This is a genomic window from Terribium retamae (assembly GCF_022347545.1).
GTDB lineage: Bacteria > Pseudomonadota > Alphaproteobacteria > Rhizobiales > Rhizobiaceae > Mesorhizobium > Mesorhizobium retamae.
On record NZ_JAKREW010000024.1, the window covers coordinates 54,340 to 77,762 of the forward strand.

Sequence of the window (23,423 nt, forward strand, 5' to 3'; positions counted from 1 at the left end):
AGTAAATCGATCGATATTCCCGCGCGGCCGCGCAGGCTGCCCGGAAAATCGCGTCGGTATCAGCCGCGCCGGTCTGTTAACGCGGAAGGTAGAAGCTTCATTCAGATATTCAGGCCAGTGTGCGCTCGACGATGTCCTTCAAGTCCGCCGACAGCTTTTCCTGCTTGAGGATGGACACCAAGGCATCGCGGGCTTTGTCTTGCCGCACGGGCTCCAGCGAGCGCCAGGACCGCATCGCAGTGGCAAGCCGGGCGGCGACCTGTGGATTGCGCTTTTCGACCTTCAGGACAATGTCGGCAAAGAAGCGGTAGCTCTCGCCGTCAGCGCGATGGAACCCCGTCTGGTTGGCGCCGGCAAAGGTTCCGATCAGTGCACGCACGCGGTTCGGATTGCCGATCGAAAAGGCCGGATGTTCGGTCAACGCGCGCACCGTCTCGAGCGCGCGCGGCCCCGGCACACCAGCCTGGATGATGAACCACTTGTCCATCACCAGTGCATCGGTGGAATACTGTTTCTCGAAATGTTTCAAGGCTTTATCGGCTTGGGCGGAATCACTGTGACGCTGAGCGAGAACAGTGAGAGCAGCCGCTCTGTCCGTCATATTGGTGGCATTGTCGAAGTGGCTCGCGGCGAGATCGGCACCGCCCGGCAGCAGTGCGAGATAGTCGAGAAGTACGTTCCGCAACGCCCGGCGGCCTGCGCCGTCCGCGTCGGGCTGGAATGGCTCGCTGTCGCGCAACTCTTCGTAGAGATATCTGAAGCCCTGTTCGTTGGCTGCGGCTATCGTGCTGGCGCAGGCATGGCGCGCTGCCAGGATGGCATCCGGATCGATCCCCTTGCCGATGTCGCGCGCGATATCGGATTCGCCGGGCAAGGTCAGCGCCAGAGCGCGGAAGGCCGGCTCCAGCGATGTGTCTGCAGCGATGCGCCCGGCCAGCCCCTGAAGGTGCTCGCCGAACTCTGGCTGCTTTCCACCAAGGATATTGCGGAAACCCGAGATCAGGGCATCGGTGAGCAATGTGTTGAAGGCCTGCCAGCGTGAGAAGGCATCGCGGTCGTTGCCGGCCAGAAAGATCAAGTCCTCAGGCTTCTGCTCCAGCGAAAGCGTTATCGGTGCGGAGAAGCCGCGATTGAGCGAAAGCACGGGCCGCTCGGCGATGCCGGTGAAGCGCACCGACTGATGCCGTTTGCGCAGGTGGATGACACTGTTCTCGACCGTTGCGCCTTCGACGCCGTCGTAGGGCAAATCCTTCCCATCTGCGCCGACGAGGCCGAAGGCGAGCGGTATGTGCATCAGCCGCTTGCGGCTTTCCGAGGGCGTTGGAGCCAGCGATTGCTCAATCTCGAGCGTGAATGCGCGTGCGCTCTGATCATAGCTGGAACTGACGGTAACATTCGGGGTGCCGGCTTGATGATACCACAACGCAAACTGGGAAAGATCGCGACCGGATACGTCCTCGAACACCTTGAGGAAATCGTCGATGGTGGCGGCCTCGCCGTCATGGCGCTCGAAATAGAGATCCATGCCTGCGCGGAAGACCTCGGTCCCAAGGATAGTGCGGATCATGCGCACGACTTCCGAACCCTTTTCGTAGACCGTGGCGGTGTAGAAATTGTTGATCTCGCGGTAGCGGCGCGGCCGTACCGGATGTGCCAGCGGACCCTGGTCTTCCGGAAACTGGTGGGCACGCAATGTGCGCACTTCGGCGATGCGCTTGACGGGGCGAGAGCGCTGGTCCGCCGAGAACTCATGGTCGCGGTAGACGGTCAATCCCTCCTTCAGGCAGAGCTGAAACCAGTCGCGGCAAGTGATTCTGTTTCCTGTCCAATTGTGGAAATACTCGTGCGCGATGATCGCCTCGATATTGGCAAAGTCGGCGTCGGTCGCTGTCTGCTCGTCAGCCAGCACATATTTGTCGTTGAAGATATTGAGGCCCTTGTTCTCCATTGCGCCCATGTTGAAATCGGACACGGCAACGATATTGAAGACGTCGAGGTCATACTCGCGGCCAAATTTTTCTTCGTCCCATTTCATGGAACGTTTGAGGGCGTCCATGGCGTAGCCGGCAAGTGCTTCCTTGCCGTGCTCGACATAGATACCGAGCTCGACCTTGCGTCCGGAAAGGGTGGTGAATTCGTCTGCCACCTTGCCGAGACTGCCGGCAACGAGTGCGAACAAATAGCTCGGTTTCGGGAACGGGTCGTGCCAGACGGCGAAATGCCGTCCCTCGCCGAGGTTACCATGCTGGACCGGATTGCCGTTGGAAAGCAACAGGGGCGCCTCGGTGCGATCCGCTTCGATGCGCACGGTGTAGACGGACAGAATGTCGGGTCGGTCCAGGAAATAGGTGATACGGCGAAACCCCTCGGCCTCGCATTGTGTGCAGTACACATTGCTTGAGCGATAGAGGCCCATCAATGTGCTGTTGGTCGACGGATCAACTTCCGTTTCGATGGTGAGCTGGAAGGACTGCGGCGGCGCGAAGACGGTTAGTTGGTCCGGTGTAGCACTATAGTCGGCTGCCCCGAGCGCCTTGCCGTCGATCGAAACACCGACAAGCTTCAGTTCATCGCCATCCAGGGCCAGCGCGGTTCCGGCATCCACGCCTTTCCGGCGCTCGATGGTAAGGACAGTGGTTACCCGGGTGGCTTCCTTGGAAAGCGAGAAAGTCAGCTCGGTCTTTGGGATCAGATAATCACTGGGACGATAGTCTTCGAGCTTGAAGACCTGGCCGGTATCTGTGCGCATGCGTCGATTTTTCCCGATGATTTCGGCGTAGCCGGCGTCCGCTGGGACAAGATAAATGGGGTTGCGGCTCTTTACACGAAACGCACCGTCGACAAAACTGTTGCCACGCTTCTCTCAAGGCCTTTCCCAGCCTTCTCCGATCCCCTGCGAGGTTGCCGTGACTGTCGTCACGCCCAAATCTGCGACGGACACTTCAGTCCGCCACGTCGAGGCCGATGCTGTCGGACAAAGCCGTTATACCAACGATGTCCACCACAGGGACGACAAGCATCTCGACATACCGGCGATGCAGGACGCCATCATGCCGTGACCTCAAATACATCTTCCGTTCAACCCCACACACTGGTCGGCATCACGCTGAAGATCCTGTCGGTGTCCGTGTTCGTGGCAATGTCGTCCTTGATCAAGGCCGCCGGTGAATTGCCGGCTGGCCAGATCGTCTTCTATCGTTCCTTCTTTGCCATTTTTCCGATCCTGATCTTCCTCGGTTTTCGGCGTGAATTGGGCACCGCCTTTTCCACCAAGCGGCCGCTCAACCACATTGCGCGTGGTGTGGTTGGCGTCTGTGCCATGGGGTTCGGCTTCTTCGCTCTGACCCGCTTGCCTCTCCCTGAGGCGATTACGCTTAACTATGCACAGCCTCTTCTGGTAGTGGTGTTCAGCGCCATTTTCCTGGGGGAGACCATCCGGGTCTACCGCTGGGGTGCAGTCATCGTCGGCTTGATCGGCGTTGTCATCATTTCGTGGCCGACCCTCACCTTGCTGCGTTCCGGCGCCGCGCTCGGAGACCAGGAGGTTCTCGGTGTGATCGCTGCTTTCATCGCGGCGGCGATCTCGGCGGTTGCTATGCTTCTGGTGCGAAGCCTCGTGCACAGCGAGCGCACAGCGACCATCGTTCTGTGGTTCTCGCTGACTGCGAGCATCCTGGCCCTGCTGACCATCCCGTTCGGCTGGCAGGCGCTGGCGACCAGACAGGTTGTGCTTCTTATACTTGCGGGTTTCTGCGGCGGGTTGGGCCAGATTTTGATGACCTCGGCCTATCGCCATGCCGAGGCCTCGGTGGTGGCTCCGTTCGAATACACCTCGATGCTCCTCAGCATTGCGGTCGGTTATCTCGCCTTTGGCGATGTGCCGACACTGCACATGCTGGTGGGTGGGGCAATCGTGGTAGCAGCCGGACTTTTCATCATCTGGCGCGAACGGCAACTGGGCCTCGAGCGTGCTGCCGCGCGGAAAGCTTCGCAGCCGCCCGGTTGATCAGGCTTGCCCGGCCGTCTTGGCTCGTTCGAGAGCAAGACGGGACAGCACCTGCCGGGTTTCTTCATCCGCGGGGAAGAAGGTTTCGATCGCGAGCTCCGAAAGCGTGACGTCGAGCGGCGTACCGAACACAGTGGTGGTGCTGATGAACGAAAGCACCGTGTCGCCAAGCCGCAGCCGCAGAGGATGGACGATCGCATTGGGATCCGCTCTCGGCGGCCTTGTATTCGAATGGACCGGATAGGCCCGCAATTCTTCCTCCAGCGCTTCGAGGACAGGATCGGCCGAGGCCTCGATCTGTTGTTTCAGCCGTTCCAGGAGGTGCGACCGCCATTCGGCGAGGTTTGCGATGATGGGTGCGACGCCTCTGGGATGGAGGCTTAGGCGCAATACATTCACGGGTGCCTGCAACAGAGAAGGATCGCCGACGCCTGCGAGCATTGGAGCCAGGGCTTCATTGGCGGCTACGAGATTCCAATGCCGGTCGACGGCAAGGGCAGGAAATGGCTCGTGCCCCTTCAGCACGAGTTTGACGGCTTCCATTGCCGGTGCAAGATCAGGGTCGCTTAGAGGCCGTTCGCCGAAAGACGGTGCGAAGCCGGCTGCAAGCAGGATCTGATTGCGCTGCCTGAGCGGCACTGAAAGCTGTTCGGAGAGCTTCAGCACCATCTCGCGCGAGGGCATGGCGCGGCCGCTTTCCACGAAGCTGAGATGCCGCTGCGAGATTTCAGCTTCCATGGCGAGATCGAGTTGGCTCATGCGCCGGCGTGTACGCCATTCGCGAATGAGGGAACCGGCGGAGGTCGAGGAAGTGTCCATGGGGATCCTGTTGCCGAGGTAAGATGTTGTCTACGCGCATCTCGCTGGAGCCGCGTGTCGGATGGCTGCAAATCTATGACCCGGGAAAGTTCATTTCTATTACCTGTCGCGTAATCGCCGGCTGCTGACGGGCCTGACATCTTCTGCCCATCAGATGCCGGACGGTCCGCAGCATCGCCAGACAGGAGAAAGACCATGCAGATTTCCGTTTCCCCGTTCCTCCGCAATGTGCTGCTGCTCGACGCGCTGGCGACCGGCGCTACCGCGATCATCTTGGCTGGTGGTGCCCATATGCTCAGCCCGCTGCTGGATATGCCCCGGAGCCTGTTGTTCTGGGCCGGCGCAGCGCTCGTGCCTTTCGTCTTGATGGTGCTTGCGGTGTCGCGTCGGCAGACCGTGTCGCGCATCATGCTGGTCGAGATCATAGCAATCAATGCGTTGTGGGTCCTCGCCAGCTTTGGCCTGCTGGTTTCTGGCGTCATCTCGCCCAACCTGCTTGGTGTCGCTTTCGTCAGTGCCCAAGCCATCGCCGTGGCTCTTTTTGCCGAGTTGCAATATGTCGGGCTGCGTCGCCAAACGGCTTGAGAAGGGGCAACTCCCCCAAAGTAAGAGCCGCCCGTACTGAGGTCCGGGCGGACTCTGCTCATGAAAGCGAGCGCAGTTTCATCTTCACTTCGACGAAATCGCGCCAGGCTAGGCGCTTATGCGCGGGAGTGCGCAGCAGATAGGCAGGGTGCAAAGTCGGCATCGCCGGAATTGTCGTCCCATTTCCCGTCGTGTGACTACGCCAATTGCCGCGCAATCGCAGGATGCCCTCAGTGGTATTGAGCAACGTTTTTGCCGACGGCCCACCGAGATTGACCAGCACCTTCGGGCCGACAAGTTCGATCTGCCGCTCGATGAAGGGCCGGCAGATCTCCGTTTCGTGCGGAGTAGGTGTACGGTTGCCGGGCGGACGCCACGGAATGACATTGGCGATATAGGCAGAGTTCCGGTCGAGGCCGATAGCCGCCAGCATACGATCAAGCAATCGGCCTGAGCGGCCGACGAACGGCAGCCCTTCCAGATCCTCGTCTCGGCCTGGCGCTTCGCCGACCAGCATCAGGGCAGCGTTCGGATTGCCGTCGGCAAAGACCAGATTCTTGGCGGTGAATTTCAGGTTGCAGCCGTCGAAGCCAGCCATGGCTTCGCGTAGCTCTTCCAGTGTCGACGCCTGCGCCGCCAGCTGTCGTGCAAGCTGTGCCTGTGCTTCGTCAGGCACCGCGGCGGTTGCAGGCGTGCGCTGGGCGAGGGGAGGATCGCTGGTGGCGGTGCCCGCGAATCCTTGCGCGTTGGTGGACTGAGGGCGACGGTCCGGCTTGGAAACCTGCTCGGCGGTGGATGCTGCATGTGCAGCATTTTGGGCTCTCACCGCTTCAGCGAAGCGGTCGACCGGCTCTTCCGTCAGCGCTTCATCGACGCCGGCTTCCAGATAGAAGGCCAGAAGCTCGCGCAGTTCCGGTCGATCTTGGGGCGAGGGGAAATTCATGGCCGCACCATCTTCCGGCGGCGTGAAATTTTCAAGCCTGGGCAGAATGTGATCGGTATTTCGCCTTTGCTCGATGCGGGGTTGTTGTCGAAGCGCCTGGATGTCGGCTTCGCGATCTTCGGTCGGGATCAGCTCGACGGAATGCGGGGATCCTGCATCAGATAAAAGGTCCAGCGCGGCGTGTAGTCGGTGATGAGAAAGTCGAACTCTGCGGTTTCCTTCGGATCCACCTTGCCCCTGGTAAAAAGCAGCCGATCATAAGGCTCGAAGTTGCGGTCGAAGACGGCGAAATTCGTTGATGCGATGTTCTCGGGCTTTTTGTTGCGTTGATCGAAGGAAAGCCCGTCACCGAACACGCTCGGTTGGTCGAGAACTTCCTGCAATTCGAACTGGAATTCCACCCAGCTGTGGCCGCTGTTGTTGAGTGGCTTGATGCGCAAGTAGATAATGCCGCTGGCATAGTCGCCCGTGCTGTCGAAGGGTTGGATGGGCTTGATGGTGCGTATGGTCAGGGTCACCGGCGTCGCCGAGGTGAACTCCTCCTCGATGATGATCGGGTCCTTGCGGGTGCCTTTGCCGGAAACGCCGGTGATGCGGAAGCCGCCGAGTTCGTCGGAAAAGGAATAAGCTCCGCTTTCCCAAGTCTTTTGTTTCTTTTGGGCCAGACCGGGCGAGGCTATGAGGAGAAAGCCGAGGACGACCGCGGGCCATAGAAGGCACAGCACGGAACAGAGGCGCGGTATTGATAAGCCGGCTGGCCCATGAATGCGCATAAACAGGACTATGACCGATAACCGGGGTCTCGAAAAGCGCCAGTTTCCACCGATATGCTGCAATTGACGTTTACGTGAACGTCAATTAATCTGTCATGGACGGCGGCTTCGGCAATCCCGGAGGCGCTGCCGTCGTTCCATGCCGGTTTCGCGTCGCGGAATGATGCGCTATGGAGCGCATGAGCCAGCAATATGCCGGAACGGCAAGCCAGTGCGGAGGGACCTGATGAGCGAGATCGAACGCGAGAGCATGGAATTCGACGTGGTGATCGTCGGCGCCGGACCGGCGGGGCTCGCCGCGGCAATCCGGCTCAAGCAGGTCAACCCTGACCTTTCCGTCGTGGTGCTGGAAAAGGGTGGCGAAGCCGGTGCTCATATTCTGTCTGGCGCTGTCGTCGATCCAATCGGCATCGACCGTCTTCTGCCTGGCTGGCGCGAAGAGGGGGATCATCCTTTCAAGACCGAAGTCACGGCAGACCATTTCCTCGTGTTGGGACCTGCCGGTTCGTTCCGGCTGCCAAATGTGTTCATGCCGCCGCTGATGAACAATCACGGCAACTACATCGTCTCACTCGGTAATGTCTGCCGCTGGCTTGCCGGCAAGGCTGAAGCGCTCGGGGTCGAGATCTATCCCGGCTTTGCCGCTGCCGGTCTTCTCTACAACGAGGAGGGCGCGGTCACCGGTGTCTACACCGGTGACATGGGTGTCGAAAAAGATGGCTCGCAGGGGCCGAACTTCGCGCCTGGCATGGCGCTTATGGGCAAATACGTGCTGATCGGCGAAGGCGCACGCGGTTCACTCGCGAAACAGCTCATTGCCAAATACCAGCTGGATGCCGGTCGCGAGCCGGCCAAGTTCGGCATCGGCCTCAAGGAATTGTGGCAGGTCAAGCCGGAGAACCACAAGCTTGGTCTCGTTCAACACTCCTTCGGCTGGCCGCTCGACATGAAGACCGGCGGTGGTTCCTTCCTGTACCATCTGGAAGACAATCAGGTGGCGGTCGGCTTCGTCGTCCATCTGAATTATAAGAACCCGTATTTGTCACCTTTCGAGGAATTCCAGCGCTTCAAAACGCATCCGGCGATTGCCCCAACCTTCGCCGGCGCCAAGCGTATCGGCTACGGTGCTCGCGCCATTACTGAGGGCGGCTGGCAGTCGGTACCCAAAATGTCGTTCCCTGGCGGTGTGTTGATGGGATGCGCTGCCGGCCTCGTCAACGTGCCGCGCATCAAGGGATCGCATAACGCCGTGCTCTCGGGCATGCTGGCGGCCGACCATGTCGCGGAAGCCATCGCCGCCGGTCGCGCTAATGACGAACTCGCCAGCTACGAAGAAGCCTGGCGTGGCAGCGACATCGGCAAGGACTTGAAGAAGGTGCGCAACGTCAAGCCGCTATGGTCACGTTTCGGCACTCTCGCCGGCGTCGGCCTCGGGGGCCTCGACATGTGGCTGAATACACTGTTCGGCTTTTCGCCCTTCGGTACACTGAAACACGGCAAGAGCGACGCTGCCTCGTTGGAGCCGGCCTCTAAATATCAGAAGATTGCCTATCCGAAGCCGGACGGCGTGCTCACCTTCGACCGTCTGTCGTCGGTCTTCCTGTCCGGGACCAATCACGAGGAGAACCAGCCGGTTCATCTCCAGGTCAAAGATGCCGCTTTGCAGGTGAAATCAGAGCATGACGTTTATGCGGGCCCGTCTACGCGCTATTGCCCGGCCGGCGTTTATGAGTGGGTGGATGCCGAAGGCAACGCTGCCGCCGATCCGTCCGCCAAGGATGTACGCTTCGTCATCAATGCGCAGAACTGCGTGCACTGCAAGACCTGCGACATCAAGGATCCGAACCAGAACATCAACTGGGTGCCGCCGCAGGGCGGCGAGGGACCGGTCTACCAGAACATGTGATTTCGGCGCCGGCGCATCGATAATAAGATGTGTAGAAGTCTCTTCTGGCACGCTAAGGCACCATATGGTGCCTTAGCGCCTTAATTCGACCGCACCGCAGCGCTTATCATCCCGTGCTCGCAATCAAAGGACGATAAACGTCGGCGGGCGGGAGGGTTTCATGCACCGGTCTATCTTCTGCGGTCTCGCTGTTTTGTCGGTTGTCGGCGTGCTGCCTGGCGTCGCCATGGCCGGTTCGAAGGTGACCACCCATGTCCGCTCCTATGACATCGAAGGCGAGAACGGTCGTGCACTGATCCAGGCGATGGACAAGAGCGGCCCCAAGCACGGTTTTCTGACGCGGGCGATCGCGCAGACTTCCTACACGATTGACTGGGATTTCGATCTCAAGGCCAAGGCGGATGTCTGTCATCTCAGGGCTGCCAGCGCCACGCTGGACATGACCTACATGTATCCGCGCGTGACGACGCCGATGTCGCCGGCGTTACGCAAGCGTTGGCAACGTTTCCTCTCCGGTGTACGAGAGCACGAGCAGACGCATGGGCGCATCGCCAGACAGGGCATAACCGCTGCTGAACGCGCGGTTGCCGATCTTGCCGTCGCCAACGACCCGCATTGCATCAAGACGCAGCGTGAAGCTCAACGTCGGGTCGATGAGATTTACAAACAGTACGAAGCCAAGCAGGTCGTTTTCGACCAGCGCGAGCACCGGCAAGGTGGCCGGGTGGAAGCCCTGGTAGCCAGGCTTGTGAAGGAGCACTGAAGCCAAAGCCTCGGCGTTTCATTTCCGCTTTGATCGTCGCATTCCGGCCTCTATGGTGCGCGCAAACCGCATCAGGGGACGGCATGACTTCAAGAATTGGGTTCTACGTGCTGGCGCTGACGGCAGGCGTGACTGCGCTCGTTGCAACCACACCTGCAACTGCAAAGACGATCGAACAGGAAAAACCCTATGCCATCACCGGCACAACCGGCGCTGAGCTCTACGCATCGATCGGGCAGAACGGTCCGGAGGCAGGAAGGAACGGTGGCCGCGTCATTGCGCACACCTTCTTCAAGCTTACCTGGAGGCGAAACTACGTGCCGGAAAACGGCGGTTGTACGCTGAAATCAGCGACTCCGACGCTCATTATCACATACACGCTGCCTAAACCTGCCAATGCGTTGCCGCCACCAGTGCAGAAGCGCTGGGATATCTTCATCGAAGGCCTTCGTCGCCACGAGAAAGTGCATGGCGACCACATCAAGGCGATGTTGGCGCGGATCGAACAGACCACCATCGGTGTGTCCGTTGCCAACGACCCCGGTTGCCAGAAGATTCGTCAGCAAATCCAGAAACCGCTTTCCGACGCCTCGATCGCGCAGCGCCAGCAAAGTCGCGATTTCGACCGTGTCGAAATGGGTGCCGGCGGTGAAATCCAGCGTCTCATCCTCGAACTGGTGAATGGCGACTAAAGCAACTCCTGCAAAAGTGTGCAGCGGAGCTGCCTACAGACCAGAGCTACGACGTTTCCCTGATCCGGAGAAAAGTGGAATTGCTCTAACGCCGCACGCCCTTGAGGCCGGCTGTTATTGGAACGCGGTCTCGGAGAAAGAACGCAGCTTGCGCGAATGCAACCGTTCCATCGGCATTTCGGCCAGCTTCTGCATGGCGCGGATGCCGATCGTGAGATGCTGCGACACTTGCCTTTTGTAGAACTCCGTCGCCATACCCGGCAGCTTCAACTCGCCATGCAGCGGTTTGTCGGAGACGCACAGAAGCGTGCCGTAAGGCACGCGGAAACGGAAGCCGTTGGCTGCGATTGTTGCGGATTCCATATCCAGCGCAATCGCACGCGATTGCGAAAGTCTCTGTACCGGCCCGCGCTGGTCGCGCAGTTCCCAGTTGCGGTTGTCGATGGTGGCAACGGTGCCGGTCCGCATCACCCGCTTGAGGTCGTAGCCGGCAAGGCCCGTCACCTCGGCGACGGCCTCTTCGAGCGCTACCTGCACCTCGGCCAGCGCGGGTACCGGGACCCACACAGGCAGGTCGTCGTCCAGCACGTGGTCTTCACGGACATAAGCATGCGCCAGAACATAATCGCCCAGTGCCTGAGTGTTGCGCAGGCCAGCGCAGTGGCCGAGCATCAGCCACGCATGCGGACGCAGCACCGCGACATGATCGGTGATCGTTTTGGCATTGGATGGCCCAACGCCGATATTGACCATGGTGATGCCACCGTGGTCGGCCCGTTTCAGATGATAGGCAGGCATTTGCGGCAAGCGTAGAGGCGCCACACCTTCCGAGGGTGACGTGGCGCCGGGCTTCGTCACGACATTGCCAGGCTCGACGAACTCCGTGTAGCTCTCGCCGCCCTTGGCCATCAGGTCGCGCGCCATTGCACAGAATTCGTCGATGTAGAACTGGTAGTTGGTGAACAGCACGAAGTTCTGGAAGTGCTGTGGGCTGGTTGCCGTATAGTGCGTCAACCGATGCAGCGAATAGTCGATGCGCTGCGCCGTGAACGGAGCGAGCGGCCGCGGGTCGCCCAGCGCGACCTCAAAGGTGCCGTTGGCGATCTGGTCGTCGGTGCCGTCGAGATCCGGCACATCGAACAGGTCTCGGATGGGCCTGCGGATGCGCTCTGCAGCCGCGCTGTCGACATAGGTGCCCTCGAGGAAGGCAAAATGCACCGGGATCGGCGTCTCAGATTCCGACACGATCACCGGAACGCCATGGTTGCGCATGATCAGCCGAAGCTGCTCGGTCAGATAATTCTGGAACAGGTCGGGCCGGGTGATCGTGGTTGAGAACTGGCCTGGTGTCGGCATGTGGCCATAGGCCTGCCGTGAGTCCACTTGGGTGAAGGAACTGGTGACGACACTCACCTCGGGATAAAAAGCGCGATAGCGCTTGTCATTGTCGCCGCCAGCCGCCAGTGCCGAAAAGGAATCGCGCAGGAACTTGGTGTTGCGTTCGTACAGAACACGCAACGCTTCGACCGCTTTACCGGCGTCGTCGAAGGATTGCCGGGCATAAGGCTCCGGCATGACGACGGTTTCAATGGCTTGGGGGTAGATTCGCTTTTCCATGACCTATTATAGGGATGGAAAATGACAGTTGGGAGAGGCAGTCCTTCGTGCTGGATCCGTATTCGCTTTTTTAGATTTTTCTGAAGTCCCACCCTCGACCCGAAATCGGCAGCGATTTCAGGAAGATCCACCTCCTGGGGCAGAATGAAGGCGTGCCGTTCTAACCACGCTGCAGGCTCACCAGCAGAACCAGCCCCAAGCCCTTCTTCTTGAGCGCCGGCGCTTCGATGGTCGAACCAGCGTCGGTGCGCATGGTCGGCACGGCAAGGACCGGAGCAGCCAGAAGCATCAGGATGAGCGTTGCTCGCGGCAGGAGCTTCAGGACGGAGAGAGTGTTTTGGGCGAAGGAGGTCATGGCGGTTCGTCTTGTTGGTCGGGTCAATCGGCGACAGATGAAGCGGAGCAGGCGATGCTGCATCGAAGGCCAGCCTGGTCCCAGCCGCGCCCCAGGCGCCCATTTTCGGTAACCAGGATCGCGAAGCCCATGCCAAACAGCGCCGTCAACAGGCAGACAATGGTGAAGCGGCGCGCAAGCATTTGGTCTCTCCTTCAATGCTGGAGACAATGCCTGGGTGCGGCTGAACCTCTTCTGAGGTCGCCGTTCATCGAGGGTTCAAAATGATTGACGGAATCTTGGCTGTGCAGGGCCGGGGTCCGGAGAACCCGGTAGACAGACATGAAAAAGGCGTTCCCGCTCGGCGGAAACGCCCGTCATTATCTCATGGTCCCTGGTCGACTACAGCTTGGACCAGGTCTGGCTCTTGCAGATCAGGCCACCCAGAACGCACCCGCTCATTTTCAGCGAACTGCCGGAGAGTGTCGCCTTGCCATTATAAGTCTTGTCGGTCTCCGGATCGGTGATGGTACCGGCGTATTTGCCGCCGCCACTCGCCTTGAAAGAGCCGATCGTCTTGCCGGCATGCTTTCCGGTCTTCAGCGTGATCGAGAATGAGCCGCTGCCTGAAATCGCAGCGGTGGCACCGGACGCCGTCTTCCAGTTGCCTTCGATCGGGTCGGCGAGCGCCATGCCCGACATCATCAATGTGGCAGCAAGTGCCAAGCTCACTTTGCGAAGCATCGATTTCCTCCCTTGCGCTTGAACTGGACGCTCAGGTCCAGCTCTCTCCATCCCTCACGCCCGATGAAGCTAATCCAGTCCCCGTGAAAACAAAAGCCGTGCCGCAGGGGAAGGAGAGAGGCTTTTTGCCTGGCTGCCGAGGGGTGCGTGACACCGCATTTTTGATTTCTTACCAAAATGGAAGCGTCGCCGTGGTTAGCGAAACCTTGTCTTGGCACTCGCCAATTTTCATCGAATTTGAGCTTAAACCCAGTGATCCCGGGCTTTCTATCCTTAACGGTTTCTCACGTTTACTTCTTGTTTTAGCTTTGTTTTCCTCAAATTAAGCAAGCCATTTAACGACGGATTCAAGCGTCCCCGGCATTCTTCGAAGCATCGGAAGAGCGCACGTCCACACCAAGAAACGGACGGCGGCTTTCAGGAGCAACAGGGTCAGACAAGGGGATTTCAAATGGCACGTTTCGAGATGCTTGAAGCAGGGTTCGGCACGATGGGCACCACCGCCCAGGCCGACATTCTCTTCGAACTGGGTGTGATGTATGCTACCGGCCGCGATTGCGACACCGACGTCATTGCCGCCCACAAGTGGTTCAACATCGCGGCCATCAAGGGCTCGCTGCGCGCTGCTGAATGGCGTTCGGAGCTTTCGTCCGCCATGTCCAAGGGCGAGATCGCTCAGGCTCTGCGCGAAGCCCGTGAATGGATGACCACGCACTGATTCCGTCCGATGGATGGTGACGCCGCTCCAACGGCGAAGCACGAGAAGGCAGCCGGCTAGCCGGATGCCGAATAACAGGGAAGCCGCCTCCAAGAAGCCAAGCTCGGGAGGTGGCCGCGAGAAAACCGCGACCGGTCGTGACAAGACCGGCGCGGTTTTCGCTTTCAGGGGGAGTCCCGATAAAAATTTTGATCCATACATTGCTGTATGGAGGCTTGACGAAGACGGACGTTTTCTCTCATTTCCCTATGCGCCATCACACGTGCGCAGCAAAATGGGAGAGCCAAATTGAAAACAACAAAATCGCTGGGCTTGGCAGCCCTGCTCGCTATGGCGCTTAGCGCCTCGGCGGCTTACGCCGAAGACATTTCCATCGCGGTGGTTGGACCGATGACGGGCCAACTGGCCACGATCGGCGACCAATTCAAACAGGGCGCACAAGCTGCTGTCGAGGCGATCAACGCCGCGGGTGGCGTGGAGGGGCGCCAGATCAAGCTGGATATCGAAGACGACCAATGTGATCCCAAGCAGGCGGTTTCGGTGGCCAATCGTATCGTCGGCAATGGCGTCAAATTCATTGACGGTCACGCCTGCTCCGGCTCGAGTATTCCGGCTTCTGCTGTCTATGCCGAAGCCGGTGCGCTGATGATGAGCCCTGCCTCCTCAAATCCGCTCATGACGGATGACGCGGCCAAGAAGGGCTGGTCGACGATCATGCGTCTCTACACCCGTGACGATGCACAGGGCGCTTTCGTCGGCCCTTGGATCGCCAAGAAATATGCCGGCAAGAACGTTGTCGTTCTGCATGACAAGAGCGCTTACGGTCAGGGCGTTGCCGACGCGGTTAGGACGACCATGAATGATGGTGGTCTGAAGGAAATCCTCTACGAGGGTATCAACGCAGGTGAGAAAGACTACTCGGCGCTTGTCACCAAGCTGAAAGAACTGAAAGCCGATGTCGTTTATTTCGGCGGCTACCATCCGGAAGCCGGTCTGATCCTGCGCCAGGCCTCGGAACAGGGTTTCAAGTTCCAACTCATTATGCCGGATTCGATCGCCAGCCCCGAGTTTTGGCAGGTCGCCGGCCCGGCTGGCGAGGGTACGATGTTCGTTTTCCCGTCGGATCCGCAGGCGCGGCCTGAGGCCAAGGAGGCTATAGAGAAGATCAAGGCTAAGGGTTTCGTGCCGGAGGGCTTTACGCTGTTCTCCTACGCCACGATCCAGGCCTTCGCCGAAGGCATCAAGCGAGCGGGCAGCGATGACCCGGCCAAGGTTGCCGCCGCGTTGAAGGACGGCAAGCCGATCAGCACCGTTGTCGGCGATGTGATCTTCGACGAGAAGGGCGATCTTAAGAACGCCAAGTACGACATCAACCAATGGCATGAGGGGAAATACGCGCCGATCAAGCTCGACTGATCGAGAGCGCCTCCACAGCTTTAGTTGGCCGGGCTTGTCCCGGCCATTTCCTTCTTCAAGGAGTTCTTAACAGGACTGGCGCGGTCCATCAGAAGAATTGATCTTTGCATTAACCGGACGCATGCATTGCCGTCCGGATGGACTTGACGAACCGCAAAATTTTGCGCCCATTGCACGCAAGCGCAGCCGGGAGGGCTTGCGCAAAGCAATGGGAGGCTTGAGTTGAAATCGACAAAATTCCTGGGCGCAGCCCTGTTCGCCACGGCGCTTAGCGCCTCGGCAGCTTATGCTGAAGACATCTCCATCGCGGTGGTTGGTCCGATGACGGGCCAGCTTGCTCCGATCGGCGATCAGTTCAAGCAGGGTGCCAATGCCGCTGCCGCAGCGATCAACGAAAAGGGCGGCATCGGCGGCAAGAAGATCAAGATCGTGGTCGAGGATGACGTCTGCGATCCCAAGCAGGCCGTTTCGGTCGCCAACCGCATCGCGGCCGCCGGCATCAAGTTCGTCGATGGCCACGCCTGCTCCGGCTCGACCATTCCGGCATCCGCGATCTATGCCGAGAACGGCATCGTCATGATCACGCCGGCTTCGTCCAATCCGGAACTGACGGAAGCTGCCTTCAAGAAGGGCTGGCCGACGATCATGCGCCTCTACATCCGTGACGATGCCGGCGGCAACTTCGTCGGCCCGTGGATCGCCAAGAAATACGCCGGCAAGAATGTCGTGCTGCTGCACGACAAGAGCGCTTACGGCCAAGGCGCAGCGGATGCGGTGAAGAAGACCATGAATGAAGGTGGCCTGAAGGAAGTCGCCTACGAAGGTATCAACGCCGGTGAAAAGGACTATTCAGCACTCGTCACCAAGCTGAAGGAATTGAAAGCCGATGTCGTCTATTTCGGCGGCTATCATCCGGAAGGCGGTTTGATCAAACGTCAGGCCAAGGAGCAGAACTTCGATTTCCAGTTGATCATGCCTGACAGCCTTTCCAATCCGGAGTTCTGGCAGATCGCCGGCCCGGCTGGGGAGGGCACGATGTTCGTGTTCCCGTCCGACCCGCAAGCCAAGCCTGAGGCCAAGGAGGCTGTGGAGAAGATCAAGGCCGGCGGCTTCTCGCCGGAAGGCTTCACCCTGTTCTCCTATGGAGTTATCCAGGCGATCGCGCAGGGTATCGAGCGCGCTGGTTCCGAAGATCCGGCCAAGGTGGCGGCTGCGCTGAAGGACGGCAAGCCGATCAGCACCGTGGTCGGCGAAATCACCTTGGACGAGAAGGGCGATATCAAGGATCCGAAGTTCGACATCAACCAATGGCACGACGGCAAATACGCGCCGATCAAGCTGGACTGATCATCACAAGGCTGGAAGCCAACATGAGAATGGCCGGGTTCGCACCCGGCCATTCCGTTTCCAAGAGCTCTCGCCTTAATCCGTCAACGGGCGCTTAGTCATGTGGCGTTCCCAATCGCTGCGCAGCAAGGTCGTTACATGCTCGATTGTCTGCCTGCCGTCAGCCATGCAGCGGCTGGTGACCTCGGCAACGCGCCGATATCCCAATTTGCGCTGCATCGCCCAGGAATTTTCGTTGCCGTCGAAATAACCGTTCACCAATTTTGTCAGGCCTAAATCGCGAAAAGCGAAGCGGATTTTCGCCTCGAATGCTTCACTGCCATAGCCGTGTCCTTGATGGTTTTCGGCGATCCAGATCCCTCCACCAGCCGTCCCGGCTCGCCAGTCGATCTTGTTGAGACTGACACCTCCGATCACCAGTCGGCTCGGTTTAAGTTCAATCGCAAACTCATACGCAGTCGGCCGATCGCTGGAGTTCGAAATCTCTCGACATCTCTCGATCCAATTTTCTGCGTGTGACGTCGTATAGGGGTGAGGGACGAACGCCAGCCACTTTGCGAGCCCGAGGTTGTTCAAGCCCAGAGTAAGTTGCTCGATGTCTTCCTCGCCCCAAGGTCTGAGCGTAAGGCGCGAGGTTTCGATTTTGATGTCCAACACGTTGCCACTCTCGCTGCGATAAGCTCGCCGCCGGCTGTCCAATCCTGATCAACTGTCCGCTTCCACGAAACGGACGAGGACAGTGCCGTCGGTCACCTGCGCGCCTTCCACAGCGATCTCGGCGATGGTGCCATCATGCGGAGCTGCGATCGTATGTTCCATCTTCATCGCCTCAAGGATCAGAAGCGGTTGTCCTTTGATCACGACTTCACCCGGTGCTGAACGCACCACCTTCACCAGACCTGGCATCGGCGCGCGCAGGTTGCCGGCACCTGCACCGGCGTCGTCTGCCTTGGCCAGCGGGTCCGGAACGCCAAAATTGTAGCCCGTTGCGCCCGAGAAGACCGTGACATGTTCCGGCCAGCGGGCAAGCCGCTTGCCGCCACCGGCCCGAAGCGAATGGACGCCATGATCGGTCGCGACGTCGAAGCCCCCGTCGATACGTGCGGTGACTCGGGCCGAGATGGTGGCTTCGCCCGATTTGAGCGCAATGCTTCGGGATCCGACATGGAAATGGGCATAGCCGACCAGCGACGACCACGGATCGGACGGGTCCCGATATTCCGCCACATCGGCAGCTGCGAGTGCCGCCGTTGCAATAATCTCCTCGCCTGGCGCTGGGACGGTGGTGAGCGCATCCTGCTTTCGGCCGATCAGGCCGGTGTCGACGTCGCCAGTGGCAAAATCCGGATCGCCGGCGAGTGCCGCCAGAAAGGCGGTGTTTGTAACGGAACCGGCGATTTCCGTTTCCGCCAGCGCCGTCTCCAACGCGGAAAGAGCGGTCCCGCGATCATTTCCATGCACGACGAGCTTGGCAATCATCGGATCGTAGTAGGGAGAGATGGCGTCGCCTTGGCGTACCCCTGTTTCGATACGCATGGTGGCGCCCGCAGGCGCCCTTTCGGGAAAGCGCAGATGGTGCAGCGTGCCGATCGCAGGCAGGAAGCCTTTCGTGGCGTCCTCCGCATAGAGCCTTGCCTCGAAGGCATGGCCGGAAAGCTTGATCTCGTCCTGAGTTTTCGGCAGCTTTTCTCCGCAAGCCACGCGTAACTGCCATTCGACCAGATCGACACCTGTGACCATCTCCGTCACCGGATGTTCCACCTGCAGGCGCGTATTCATTTCCATGAACCAGAAGCGGTCTGCCTTGAGCCCTTGCGACGCGTCGACGATGAATTCGATGGTGCCGGCGCCGGAATAGTGGATTGCCTTGGCTGCCTTCACCGCTGCTTCGGTCATCGCCTTGCGGAGGGCAGGTGTCATGCCGGGCGCGGGGGCCTCCTCGATCACTTTCTGATGGCGCCTCTGCGCAGAGCAGTCACGCTCGTAGAGATGTACGGCATTGCCGAGATTGTCGCCAAACACCTGCACCTCGATGTGGCGGGGCTTGTCGACATATTTTTCCACCAGCACGCGGTCGTCGCCGAAGGCTGCCTTTGCTTCGCGGCGGGCACCGGAAAGAGCTTCCGAGAAATCATCGGGGTTATCGACGCGACGCATGCCTTTGCCTCCGCCGCCAGCACGCGCCTTGATCAGCACAGGATAACCGATCTCGCGCGCCTTGGTGGCGAGCAATACGATATCCTGTGCTTCGCCGTGATAGCCGGGCACCACGGGCACACCAGCCTTTTCCATCAGCCGCTTCGCCGCGTCCTTGAGACCCATGGCTCGGATGGAAGCGGCAGACGGGCCGATGAAGATCAGACCCTCGGCCGTCACCTGGTCGACGAAATCCGGATTTTCCGAAAGGAAACCATAGCCGGGATGGATGGCCTCGGCCCCTGTCTGTTTCGCCGCTGCGATAATGCGGTCGGCTTTGAGATAGCTTTCCCCAACCGGAGAAGCTCCGATATGGACCGCCTCGTCAGCCATGGCGACGTGCAGCGAGGCTGCATCAGCATCCGAGTAGACAGCCACGGTGGCCACCCCCAGCCGGCGCGCAGTGCGGATGACGCGGCAGGCGATCTCGCCACGATTGGCAATCAGGATTTTCGAAAACATCGGCGCCTCCAACGGTAAAGGACGGTTCAAACGCCCTCTACGAACTCCACCAGCAACGAATTGAATTCTTGCGGCCTTTGCAGGAATGGCGCGTGCCCGGCGCCTGTCATCCGCACGATGCCGCGCGGCCACAGCGCTGCATAAGAAAGACTGTCGAAATAGTCAGGCCGGAGGAAGAGATCGTCGCGGCCGTTGACGATGGCAAGCGGCGTCTTGTTGGTTCTGACGATCTCGCGCTCGTCTATCGCTTTCCCTGCCATGATCGAGCCGAACATGATCTCGCGGGCACGGCCATCCGTACGCCTGCACATGGCAAGCAGGTGCGGATCGACGTATCCGTTGGCTGCCGAGGTATGGGTGGCGTAGGCCAGCGCATCTGCATCCGTGAAGTCGCGCTTGCCCGTCAGGTTCTCGGCATTCGGGTCGATGTTGAAGCCAGCCATCAAGCTCTCTAAATCCGCCTTCACCGGCGGGGTGCCGCTGATCATCAGCCCTTTGGCGGCAAAACCGCGACCGAGCATCTCCAATGCGATGTGGCCGCCCAGCGACCAACCGAAGATGGCGGGACGGTCCACGCCGAGCTGGCGAACAACTTCCTCGGCCACTTCGGCATAACCTCCGAACGTATAGGTGCGGTCTGGCTCGCGGGCATCTCCGGAAGCGCCATGGCCAGGCAGATCGAAACCGACGAGGCGGTGGCCGGCAAATTCAGGCGCCGTGAACTGCTTGGAGAAAACTTCCTTGCAACTGGAATTACCGTGAATGAACAGAATGGCCGGCCCCTCCGAGCGCGATTGTACGAAGGCTATCCGTGCGAACTCCGTCTCGACGAAACCTGTCTCGGTCATATCCATTCTGAAGGTTCTCTCTCACTGCCTCTCGGCCTCTTCTACTTCGGCGTGATCACCACCGATGGCGCGGAGCGTTCGAAGGGGCCGTGGAAGACGGCCTCGATGTTGTTGCCGTCCGGATCAAACAGGAAGGCGGCATAGTAGCCGGGATGATAGTTGCGCTCGCCTGGGCCGCCATTGTCCTTGCCCCCGGCTGCCAGCCCAGCCTCATAGAACTTGGCGACGGTCTCACGATCCGGCACCTGGAAGGCAAGATGTACCCGCGACGTTTCTCCGCTGGCAGCGTCGATCCATAATTCGTCAGCGGAAAAGAAGGTGTCGCCTTCATGAATGGAATCGGCACGGCCGATGGCGCCGAGCACGGCGCGGTAGAAACGCTTTGTCGTCTCCAGGTCGGCAGCTCGAAGGTGGATGTGGTCGATCAGCCGGCCGCGATGGAACTGCATGATTTCCTCCTGTTCGAAGTTTCTTCCCGAGGCATTGCAGCCCTGCTATTTCGATGCTGCGATGGAGCAGGTCCCCATAACCTTGACCTTGTAGTATTTGCGGGCTCCCTCGCAGTTCTTCAGCGCCATCGCTTCTGCAGCCTGTTGCGATTTCGCGTTCAGATAGGATCCGCAAATAAAGAACTCGTCGGTTCGGCCGAGCAGCGTTTGGGCGTAAGCAGAATGACCTGCTGCAGCGACATATTTATTGTAAGTTTTCTGGCAACTGCCCAATGTCCCCATGACACCGACGGGAAAGCGCTTGTCTCCAACCTTTCCTGCCAGCGACTCGGCAGTGGCGATGTTCTCCGTGGCTGCAATTGAAGCTGCTGCTGTCAGTAGAAGTTGTGCGATCTGGAAAAATCTCATGGTCCCGCCCTGTGAAGTTTGATGAGAGTGTATGCTGGTGGCGTACGTGATGATCAGATGGGCTTACATCCTGAAAACGCCGAACTTCGTATCTTCGATCGGTGCGTTGAGCGCTGCCGACAGAGAAAGCGCCAGCACCTCGCGCGAACTTGCCGGGTCGATGATGCCGTCATCCCACAGCCTGGCTGAAGAATAGAGCGGGTGGCCTTCGCGCTCATATTTCTCCAGTGTTGGGCGCTTGAATTCGGCCTCTTCGGCAGCCGACCAGGTACCGCCTTTGCGTTCGATGTTCTCTCGGCGCACCAGCGCCAGCACCATCGCAGCCTGCTCACCGCCCATCACCGAAATGCGGGCGTTCGGCCACATCCACAGAAAGCGAGGTGAATAGGCGCGGCCACACATGCCGTAATTGCCGGCACCGAACGAGCCGCCAATGATCATCGTTACCTTCGGCACCTGTGCCGTTGCCACAGCTGTCACCAGTTTGGCGCCGTCCTTGGCGATGCCGCCTGCCTCATACTTCTTGCCGACCATGAAGCCGGTGATGTTCTGCAGGAACACCAGCGGAATCTTGCGCTGGCAGCACAATTCTATGAAATGAGCACCCTTCACGGCACTCTCGGAGAACAGAACGCCATTGTTGGCGATGATGCCGACAGGCATGCCGTGGATGTGGGCAAAGCCGGTCACCAGCGTGGTGCCGTAGTTCTGCTTGAATTCGTCCAGTTCCGAGCCATCGACAATGCGTGCGATCACTTCGCGCACGTCATAGGGCTGGCGCAGGTCCGCGGGCACGATACCGTGGATTTCGCGTGCGTCATAGAGCGGTGCGGCTGGTGCGCGCAGGTCGAGACCGATCGCTTTTTTGCGGTTTAGGTTGCGCACGATGCGACGGCAGATCGCCAACGCATGCTCGTCGTCCATGGCGTAGTAATCGGCCACGCCGCTTTCGCGCGTGTGCAGGTCTGCTCCACCAAGGTCTTCGGCGCTGACGTCTTCGCCGGTCGCCGCCTTCACCAGCGGCGGGCCACCGAGGAAAATGGTGGCCTGCTTGCGCACCATGATGGATTCATCCGCCATCGCCGGCACATAAGCGCCGCCCGCCGTGCACGAGCCCATGACGCAGGCGATCTGGGGAATGCCGACGGCACTCATATTGGCCTGGTTATAGAAGATGCGGCCGAAATGTTCGCGGTCGGGAAAGACTTCGTCCTGGTTGGGCAGATTGGCGCCACCGGAATCGACCAGATAGACACAGGGCAGCCTGTTCTGCAGCGCGATTTCCTGGGCGCGCAGATGTTTCTTCACCGTCAGCGGATAGTAGGTGCCGCCTTTGACGGTGGCGTCATTAACCACCACCATCACTTCGCGACCCTCGACGCGGCCGATGCCGGCAATCATGCCCGCGGCGGAAATCGCGTCATCATACATATCCCAAGCCGCGAACTGACCGATCTCCAGGAAGGGCGAGCCCGTATCCAGCAGTTGAGCAAGCCGGTCGCGCGGCAACAGTTTCCCCCGCGCGGTGTGGCGCGCTCGCGCCTCTTCCGAGCCGCCGCGCTGCACCAAGGCAGCTTTGTCCGAAATGTCGGCAACCAGCGCCTGCATGCGCTCCGCATTGGTGCGGAAGCTTTCGGAGGAGGGGGAGATGGAAGACTGAATGACCGGCATGTTTCCTCCTCACGCGCTCTTGCGGTGGTGTTCGTTTCGATGTATCAGCCACGCCCCGCATGCGGCTAGCCCCTTGGCGCCGTACATGACACTGAGATGGAGGCGACGATGAAAGGCAGAATTCTGCTTTGCTGCGAACGTCAGCCTCGGGCGAGCGACCAAGCCGCCTGAGGGCGGCGATTTTTCAGCTTGAAACATCAGAAAATTTGAGGAGCGGCGCGCGGCGCTGCCTGTGTCGTCATGTATGTGCGGTTCGTTACGCCGCTCATCCATCCGCAGAGCCGGGTGGAGACCGGCTTCTTTCGGGCGTCCTGGTATCTGTATCGGAGCGGTGCGCCGGACTGGATTTTGCGGGAGCTCGACAGCGAGTTCGACTGGTTCAACGAGCATCTGCCGGTGCCTGGCCGGGTCGCCCGGCATTTCAAGAGGCGCAACTCGATCTGGGGCGTTTGCTGGTTCAGCCATGACGCACGCGAGATGATTGCCCGGGCGCGCTATTGCGCCTGGTTGATCGAAGAGGGCGGCTTGCCGGTGCGTTCGATCCAGGCTGGTCGCCATCGCGAAGTTCTCTGGCGCGATGCGCATCAGGTGGTGGTGAAGCCGACGCAGGAAATGCCGCGCGGTTTTCACTGAGACGGCGGGGAGCCGCGTGCTTCCCGCCGACGCCATCGGCTTGTCCGAAGTGTCAGTTGCTTGAATGCAACAAAACGTTATCTCGTTGGAAAC

At 59.7% G+C, this 23,423-nt stretch carries 24 protein-coding genes; 10 read left to right on the forward strand and 14 right to left on the reverse strand.

Annotated elements, in window-relative coordinates:
- Nucleotides 1-109: 109 nt before the first annotated feature.
- The gene (pepN, locus tag L4923_RS20635; RefSeq protein WP_239368593.1) at nt 110-2,749 is read right to left on the reverse strand and encodes an aminopeptidase N; all 2,640 of its coding nucleotides are present in this window, start codon (nt 2,747-2,749) and stop codon (nt 110-112) included.
- Between the two features lie 157 nt (nt 2,750-2,906).
- On the opposite strand from pepN, the gene L4923_RS20640 reads away from it, so the two are divergent.
- Together L4923_RS20640 and L4923_RS20645 are read left to right on the forward strand one after the other, a co-directional pair.
- Entirely contained in the window at nt 2,907-3,059 is a 153-nt protein-coding gene (locus L4923_RS20640; protein WP_239368595.1) for a hypothetical protein, read from the forward strand.
- The gene (locus L4923_RS20645; RefSeq protein WP_239368597.1) at nt 3,056-4,006 is read left to right on the forward strand and encodes a DMT family transporter; all 951 of its coding nucleotides are present in this window, start codon (nt 3,056-3,058) and stop codon (nt 4,004-4,006) included. Before L4923_RS20640 ends, L4923_RS20645 begins: the two co-directional genes overlap by 4 nt.
- On the opposite strand, the gene L4923_RS20650 is transcribed toward L4923_RS20645, so the two are convergent.
- Entirely contained in the window at nt 4,007-4,825 is an 819-nt protein-coding gene (locus L4923_RS20650; RefSeq protein WP_239368599.1) for a helix-turn-helix domain-containing protein, read from the reverse strand. It lies immediately after the preceding gene.
- A 195-nt stretch (nt 4,826-5,020) separates the two neighbouring features.
- On the opposite strand from L4923_RS20650, the gene L4923_RS20655 reads away from it, so the two are divergent.
- On the forward strand, nt 5,021-5,410 hold the full coding sequence (locus L4923_RS20655; protein ID WP_239368601.1) for a hypothetical protein: 390 nt from the start codon (nt 5,021-5,023) through the stop codon (nt 5,408-5,410).
- A 58-nt stretch (nt 5,411-5,468) separates the two neighbouring features.
- Here L4923_RS20655 and L4923_RS20660 read toward each other — a convergent pair whose 3' ends face one another.
- Nucleotides 5,469-6,353: a uracil-DNA glycosylase gene (locus L4923_RS20660; RefSeq protein ID WP_239368602.1), complete on the reverse strand. Its 885-nt coding sequence runs from the start codon at nt 6,351-6,353 to the stop codon at nt 5,469-5,471.
- Nucleotides 6,354-6,481: 128 nt separating this feature from the next.
- Complete coding sequence (locus L4923_RS20665) at nt 6,482-7,078, reverse strand: hypothetical protein (RefSeq protein ID WP_425530982.1); 597 nt, start codon at nt 7,076-7,078, stop codon at nt 6,482-6,484.
- A 274-nt stretch (nt 7,079-7,352) separates the two neighbouring features.
- On the opposite strand from L4923_RS20665, the gene L4923_RS20670 reads away from it, so the two are divergent.
- The 3 genes from L4923_RS20670 (at nt 7,353) to L4923_RS20680 (ending at nt 10,487) form a co-directional block, all read left to right on the forward strand.
- Nucleotides 7,353-9,032 carry an electron transfer flavoprotein-ubiquinone oxidoreductase gene (locus L4923_RS20670; protein WP_239368604.1) on the forward strand — a complete coding sequence of 560 codons (1,680 nt, stop codon included), beginning with the start codon at nt 7,353-7,355 and terminating at the stop codon, nt 9,030-9,032.
- A gap of 160 nt (nt 9,033-9,192) precedes the next feature.
- Nucleotides 9,193-9,795, forward strand: a complete 603-nt coding sequence (locus tag L4923_RS20675; RefSeq protein WP_239368606.1) for a DUF922 domain-containing protein — start codon at nt 9,193-9,195, stop codon at nt 9,793-9,795.
- Nucleotides 9,796-9,878: 83 nt separating this feature from the next.
- A complete protein-coding gene (locus L4923_RS20680) occupies nt 9,879-10,487 on the forward strand; it encodes a DUF922 domain-containing Zn-dependent protease (RefSeq protein WP_239368608.1) in 609 nt (202 codons plus the stop codon).
- 114 nt (nt 10,488-10,601) lie between these two features.
- Here L4923_RS20680 and L4923_RS20685 read toward each other — a convergent pair whose 3' ends face one another.
- From L4923_RS20685 to L4923_RS20700, 4 genes are all read right to left on the reverse strand, one after another.
- Nucleotides 10,602-12,062 (reverse strand): AMP nucleosidase, encoded by a 1,461-nt coding sequence (locus tag L4923_RS20685; protein WP_486389244.1) that lies wholly within the window; start codon nt 12,060-12,062, stop codon nt 10,602-10,604.
- Nucleotides 12,063-12,264: 202 nt separating this feature from the next.
- Nucleotides 12,265-12,459, reverse strand: a complete 195-nt coding sequence (locus tag L4923_RS20690; protein WP_239368612.1) for a hypothetical protein — start codon at nt 12,457-12,459, stop codon at nt 12,265-12,267.
- A 23-nt stretch (nt 12,460-12,482) separates the two neighbouring features.
- Nucleotides 12,483-12,641 carry a hypothetical protein gene (locus L4923_RS20695; RefSeq protein WP_239368614.1) on the reverse strand — a complete coding sequence of 53 codons (159 nt, stop codon included), beginning with the start codon at nt 12,639-12,641 and terminating at the stop codon, nt 12,483-12,485.
- Between the two features lie 199 nt (nt 12,642-12,840).
- On the reverse strand, nt 12,841-13,182 hold the full coding sequence (locus tag L4923_RS20700; RefSeq protein WP_239368616.1) for a DUF2147 domain-containing protein: 342 nt from the start codon (nt 13,180-13,182) through the stop codon (nt 12,841-12,843).
- Between the two features lie 451 nt (nt 13,183-13,633).
- Between L4923_RS20700 and L4923_RS20705 the strand changes: the two genes are divergently transcribed.
- The 3 genes from L4923_RS20705 (at nt 13,634) to L4923_RS20715 (ending at nt 16,663) form a co-directional block, all read left to right on the forward strand.
- Nucleotides 13,634-13,900 carry an SEL1-like repeat protein gene (locus tag L4923_RS20705; RefSeq protein WP_239368618.1) on the forward strand — a complete coding sequence of 89 codons (267 nt, stop codon included), beginning with the start codon at nt 13,634-13,636 and terminating at the stop codon, nt 13,898-13,900.
- A 330-nt stretch (nt 13,901-14,230) separates the two neighbouring features.
- Nucleotides 14,231-15,316, forward strand: coding sequence for an ABC transporter substrate-binding protein (locus L4923_RS20710; protein ID WP_239368660.1), 1,086 nt, complete (start codon nt 14,231-14,233; stop codon nt 15,314-15,316).
- A 222-nt stretch (nt 15,317-15,538) separates the two neighbouring features.
- Nucleotides 15,539-16,663 carry an ABC transporter substrate-binding protein gene (locus L4923_RS20715; protein WP_239368619.1) on the forward strand — a complete coding sequence of 375 codons (1,125 nt, stop codon included), beginning with the start codon at nt 15,539-15,541 and terminating at the stop codon, nt 16,661-16,663.
- Nucleotides 16,664-16,738: 75 nt separating this feature from the next.
- Here the strand turns inward: L4923_RS20715 and L4923_RS20720 are convergent, their stop codons facing one another.
- The 6 genes from L4923_RS20720 to L4923_RS20745 all read right to left on the reverse strand — a co-directional run bounded on the left by L4923_RS20720 (nt 16,739) and on the right by L4923_RS20745 (nt 22,697).
- Nucleotides 16,739-17,317 (reverse strand): GNAT family N-acetyltransferase, encoded by a 579-nt coding sequence (locus L4923_RS20720; RefSeq protein ID WP_239368620.1) that lies wholly within the window; start codon nt 17,315-17,317, stop codon nt 16,739-16,741.
- A 51-nt stretch (nt 17,318-17,368) separates the two neighbouring features.
- Entirely contained in the window at nt 17,369-19,321 is a 1,953-nt protein-coding gene (locus L4923_RS20725; protein ID WP_239368622.1) for an acetyl/propionyl/methylcrotonyl-CoA carboxylase subunit alpha, read from the reverse strand.
- Nucleotides 19,322-19,347: 26 nt separating this feature from the next.
- Nucleotides 19,348-20,175 carry an alpha/beta fold hydrolase gene (locus tag L4923_RS20730; RefSeq protein ID WP_239368624.1) on the reverse strand — a complete coding sequence of 276 codons (828 nt, stop codon included), beginning with the start codon at nt 20,173-20,175 and terminating at the stop codon, nt 19,348-19,350.
- A 35-nt stretch (nt 20,176-20,210) separates the two neighbouring features.
- Nucleotides 20,211-20,618 (reverse strand): VOC family protein, encoded by a 408-nt coding sequence (locus L4923_RS20735; protein ID WP_239368626.1) that lies wholly within the window; start codon nt 20,616-20,618, stop codon nt 20,211-20,213.
- A 45-nt stretch (nt 20,619-20,663) separates the two neighbouring features.
- Nucleotides 20,664-21,026 (reverse strand): hypothetical protein, encoded by a 363-nt coding sequence (locus L4923_RS20740; protein WP_239368628.1) that lies wholly within the window; start codon nt 21,024-21,026, stop codon nt 20,664-20,666.
- Nucleotides 21,027-21,089: 63 nt separating this feature from the next.
- Complete coding sequence (locus tag L4923_RS20745; RefSeq protein ID WP_239368630.1) at nt 21,090-22,697, reverse strand: carboxyl transferase domain-containing protein; 1,608 nt, start codon at nt 22,695-22,697, stop codon at nt 21,090-21,092.
- Between the two features lie 240 nt (nt 22,698-22,937).
- Between L4923_RS20745 and L4923_RS20750 the strand changes: the two genes are divergently transcribed.
- On the forward strand, nt 22,938-23,330 hold the full coding sequence (locus tag L4923_RS20750) for a hypothetical protein (RefSeq protein ID WP_239368632.1): 393 nt from the start codon (nt 22,938-22,940) through the stop codon (nt 23,328-23,330).
- The last annotated feature ends 93 nt before the right edge of the window (nt 23,331-23,423 follow it).

What these genes read in the sequence shown, in the direction of transcription:
- pepN (WP_239368593.1), bottom strand. Translation starts at nt 2,749, where the DNA reads ATGCGCACAGATACCGGCCAGGTCTTCAAGCTCGAAGACTATCGTCCC.
- L4923_RS20650 (WP_239368599.1), bottom strand. Translation starts at nt 4,825, where the DNA reads ATGGACACTTCCTCGACCTCCGCCGGTTCCCTCATTCGCGAATGGCGT.
- L4923_RS20655 (WP_239368601.1), top strand. Translation starts at nt 5,021, where the DNA reads ATGCAGATTTCCGTTTCCCCGTTCCTCCGCAATGTGCTGCTGCTCGAC.
- L4923_RS20660 (WP_239368602.1), bottom strand. Translation starts at nt 6,353, where the DNA reads ATGAATTTCCCCTCGCCCCAAGATCGACCGGAACTGCGCGAGCTTCTG.
- L4923_RS20670 (WP_239368604.1), top strand. Translation starts at nt 7,353, where the DNA reads ATGAGCGAGATCGAACGCGAGAGCATGGAATTCGACGTGGTGATCGTC.
- L4923_RS20675 (WP_239368606.1), top strand. Translation starts at nt 9,193, where the DNA reads ATGCACCGGTCTATCTTCTGCGGTCTCGCTGTTTTGTCGGTTGTCGGC.
- L4923_RS20680 (WP_239368608.1), top strand. Translation starts at nt 9,879, where the DNA reads ATGACTTCAAGAATTGGGTTCTACGTGCTGGCGCTGACGGCAGGCGTG.
- L4923_RS20685 (WP_486389244.1), bottom strand. Translation starts at nt 12,062, where the DNA reads ATGCCGGAGCCTTATGCCCGGCAATCCTTCGACGACGCCGGTAAAGCG.
- L4923_RS20690 (WP_239368612.1), bottom strand. Translation starts at nt 12,459, where the DNA reads ATGACCTCCTTCGCCCAAAACACTCTCTCCGTCCTGAAGCTCCTGCCG.
- L4923_RS20695 (WP_239368614.1), bottom strand. Translation starts at nt 12,641, where the DNA reads ATGCTTGCGCGCCGCTTCACCATTGTCTGCCTGTTGACGGCGCTGTTT.
- L4923_RS20700 (WP_239368616.1), bottom strand. Translation starts at nt 13,182, where the DNA reads ATGCTTCGCAAAGTGAGCTTGGCACTTGCTGCCACATTGATGATGTCG.
- L4923_RS20705 (WP_239368618.1), top strand. Translation starts at nt 13,634, where the DNA reads ATGGCACGTTTCGAGATGCTTGAAGCAGGGTTCGGCACGATGGGCACC.
- L4923_RS20710 (WP_239368660.1), top strand. Translation starts at nt 14,231, where the DNA reads ATGGCGCTTAGCGCCTCGGCGGCTTACGCCGAAGACATTTCCATCGCG.
- L4923_RS20725 (WP_239368622.1), bottom strand. Translation starts at nt 19,321, where the DNA reads ATGTTTTCGAAAATCCTGATTGCCAATCGTGGCGAGATCGCCTGCCGC.
- L4923_RS20730 (WP_239368624.1), bottom strand. Translation starts at nt 20,175, where the DNA reads ATGGATATGACCGAGACAGGTTTCGTCGAGACGGAGTTCGCACGGATA.
- L4923_RS20735 (WP_239368626.1), bottom strand. Translation starts at nt 20,618, where the DNA reads ATGCAGTTCCATCGCGGCCGGCTGATCGACCACATCCACCTTCGAGCT.
- L4923_RS20740 (WP_239368628.1), bottom strand. Translation starts at nt 21,026, where the DNA reads ATGAGATTTTTCCAGATCGCACAACTTCTACTGACAGCAGCAGCTTCA.
- L4923_RS20745 (WP_239368630.1), bottom strand. Translation starts at nt 22,697, where the DNA reads ATGCCGGTCATTCAGTCTTCCATCTCCCCCTCCTCCGAAAGCTTCCGC.
- L4923_RS20750 (WP_239368632.1), top strand. Translation starts at nt 22,938, where the DNA reads ATGTATGTGCGGTTCGTTACGCCGCTCATCCATCCGCAGAGCCGGGTG.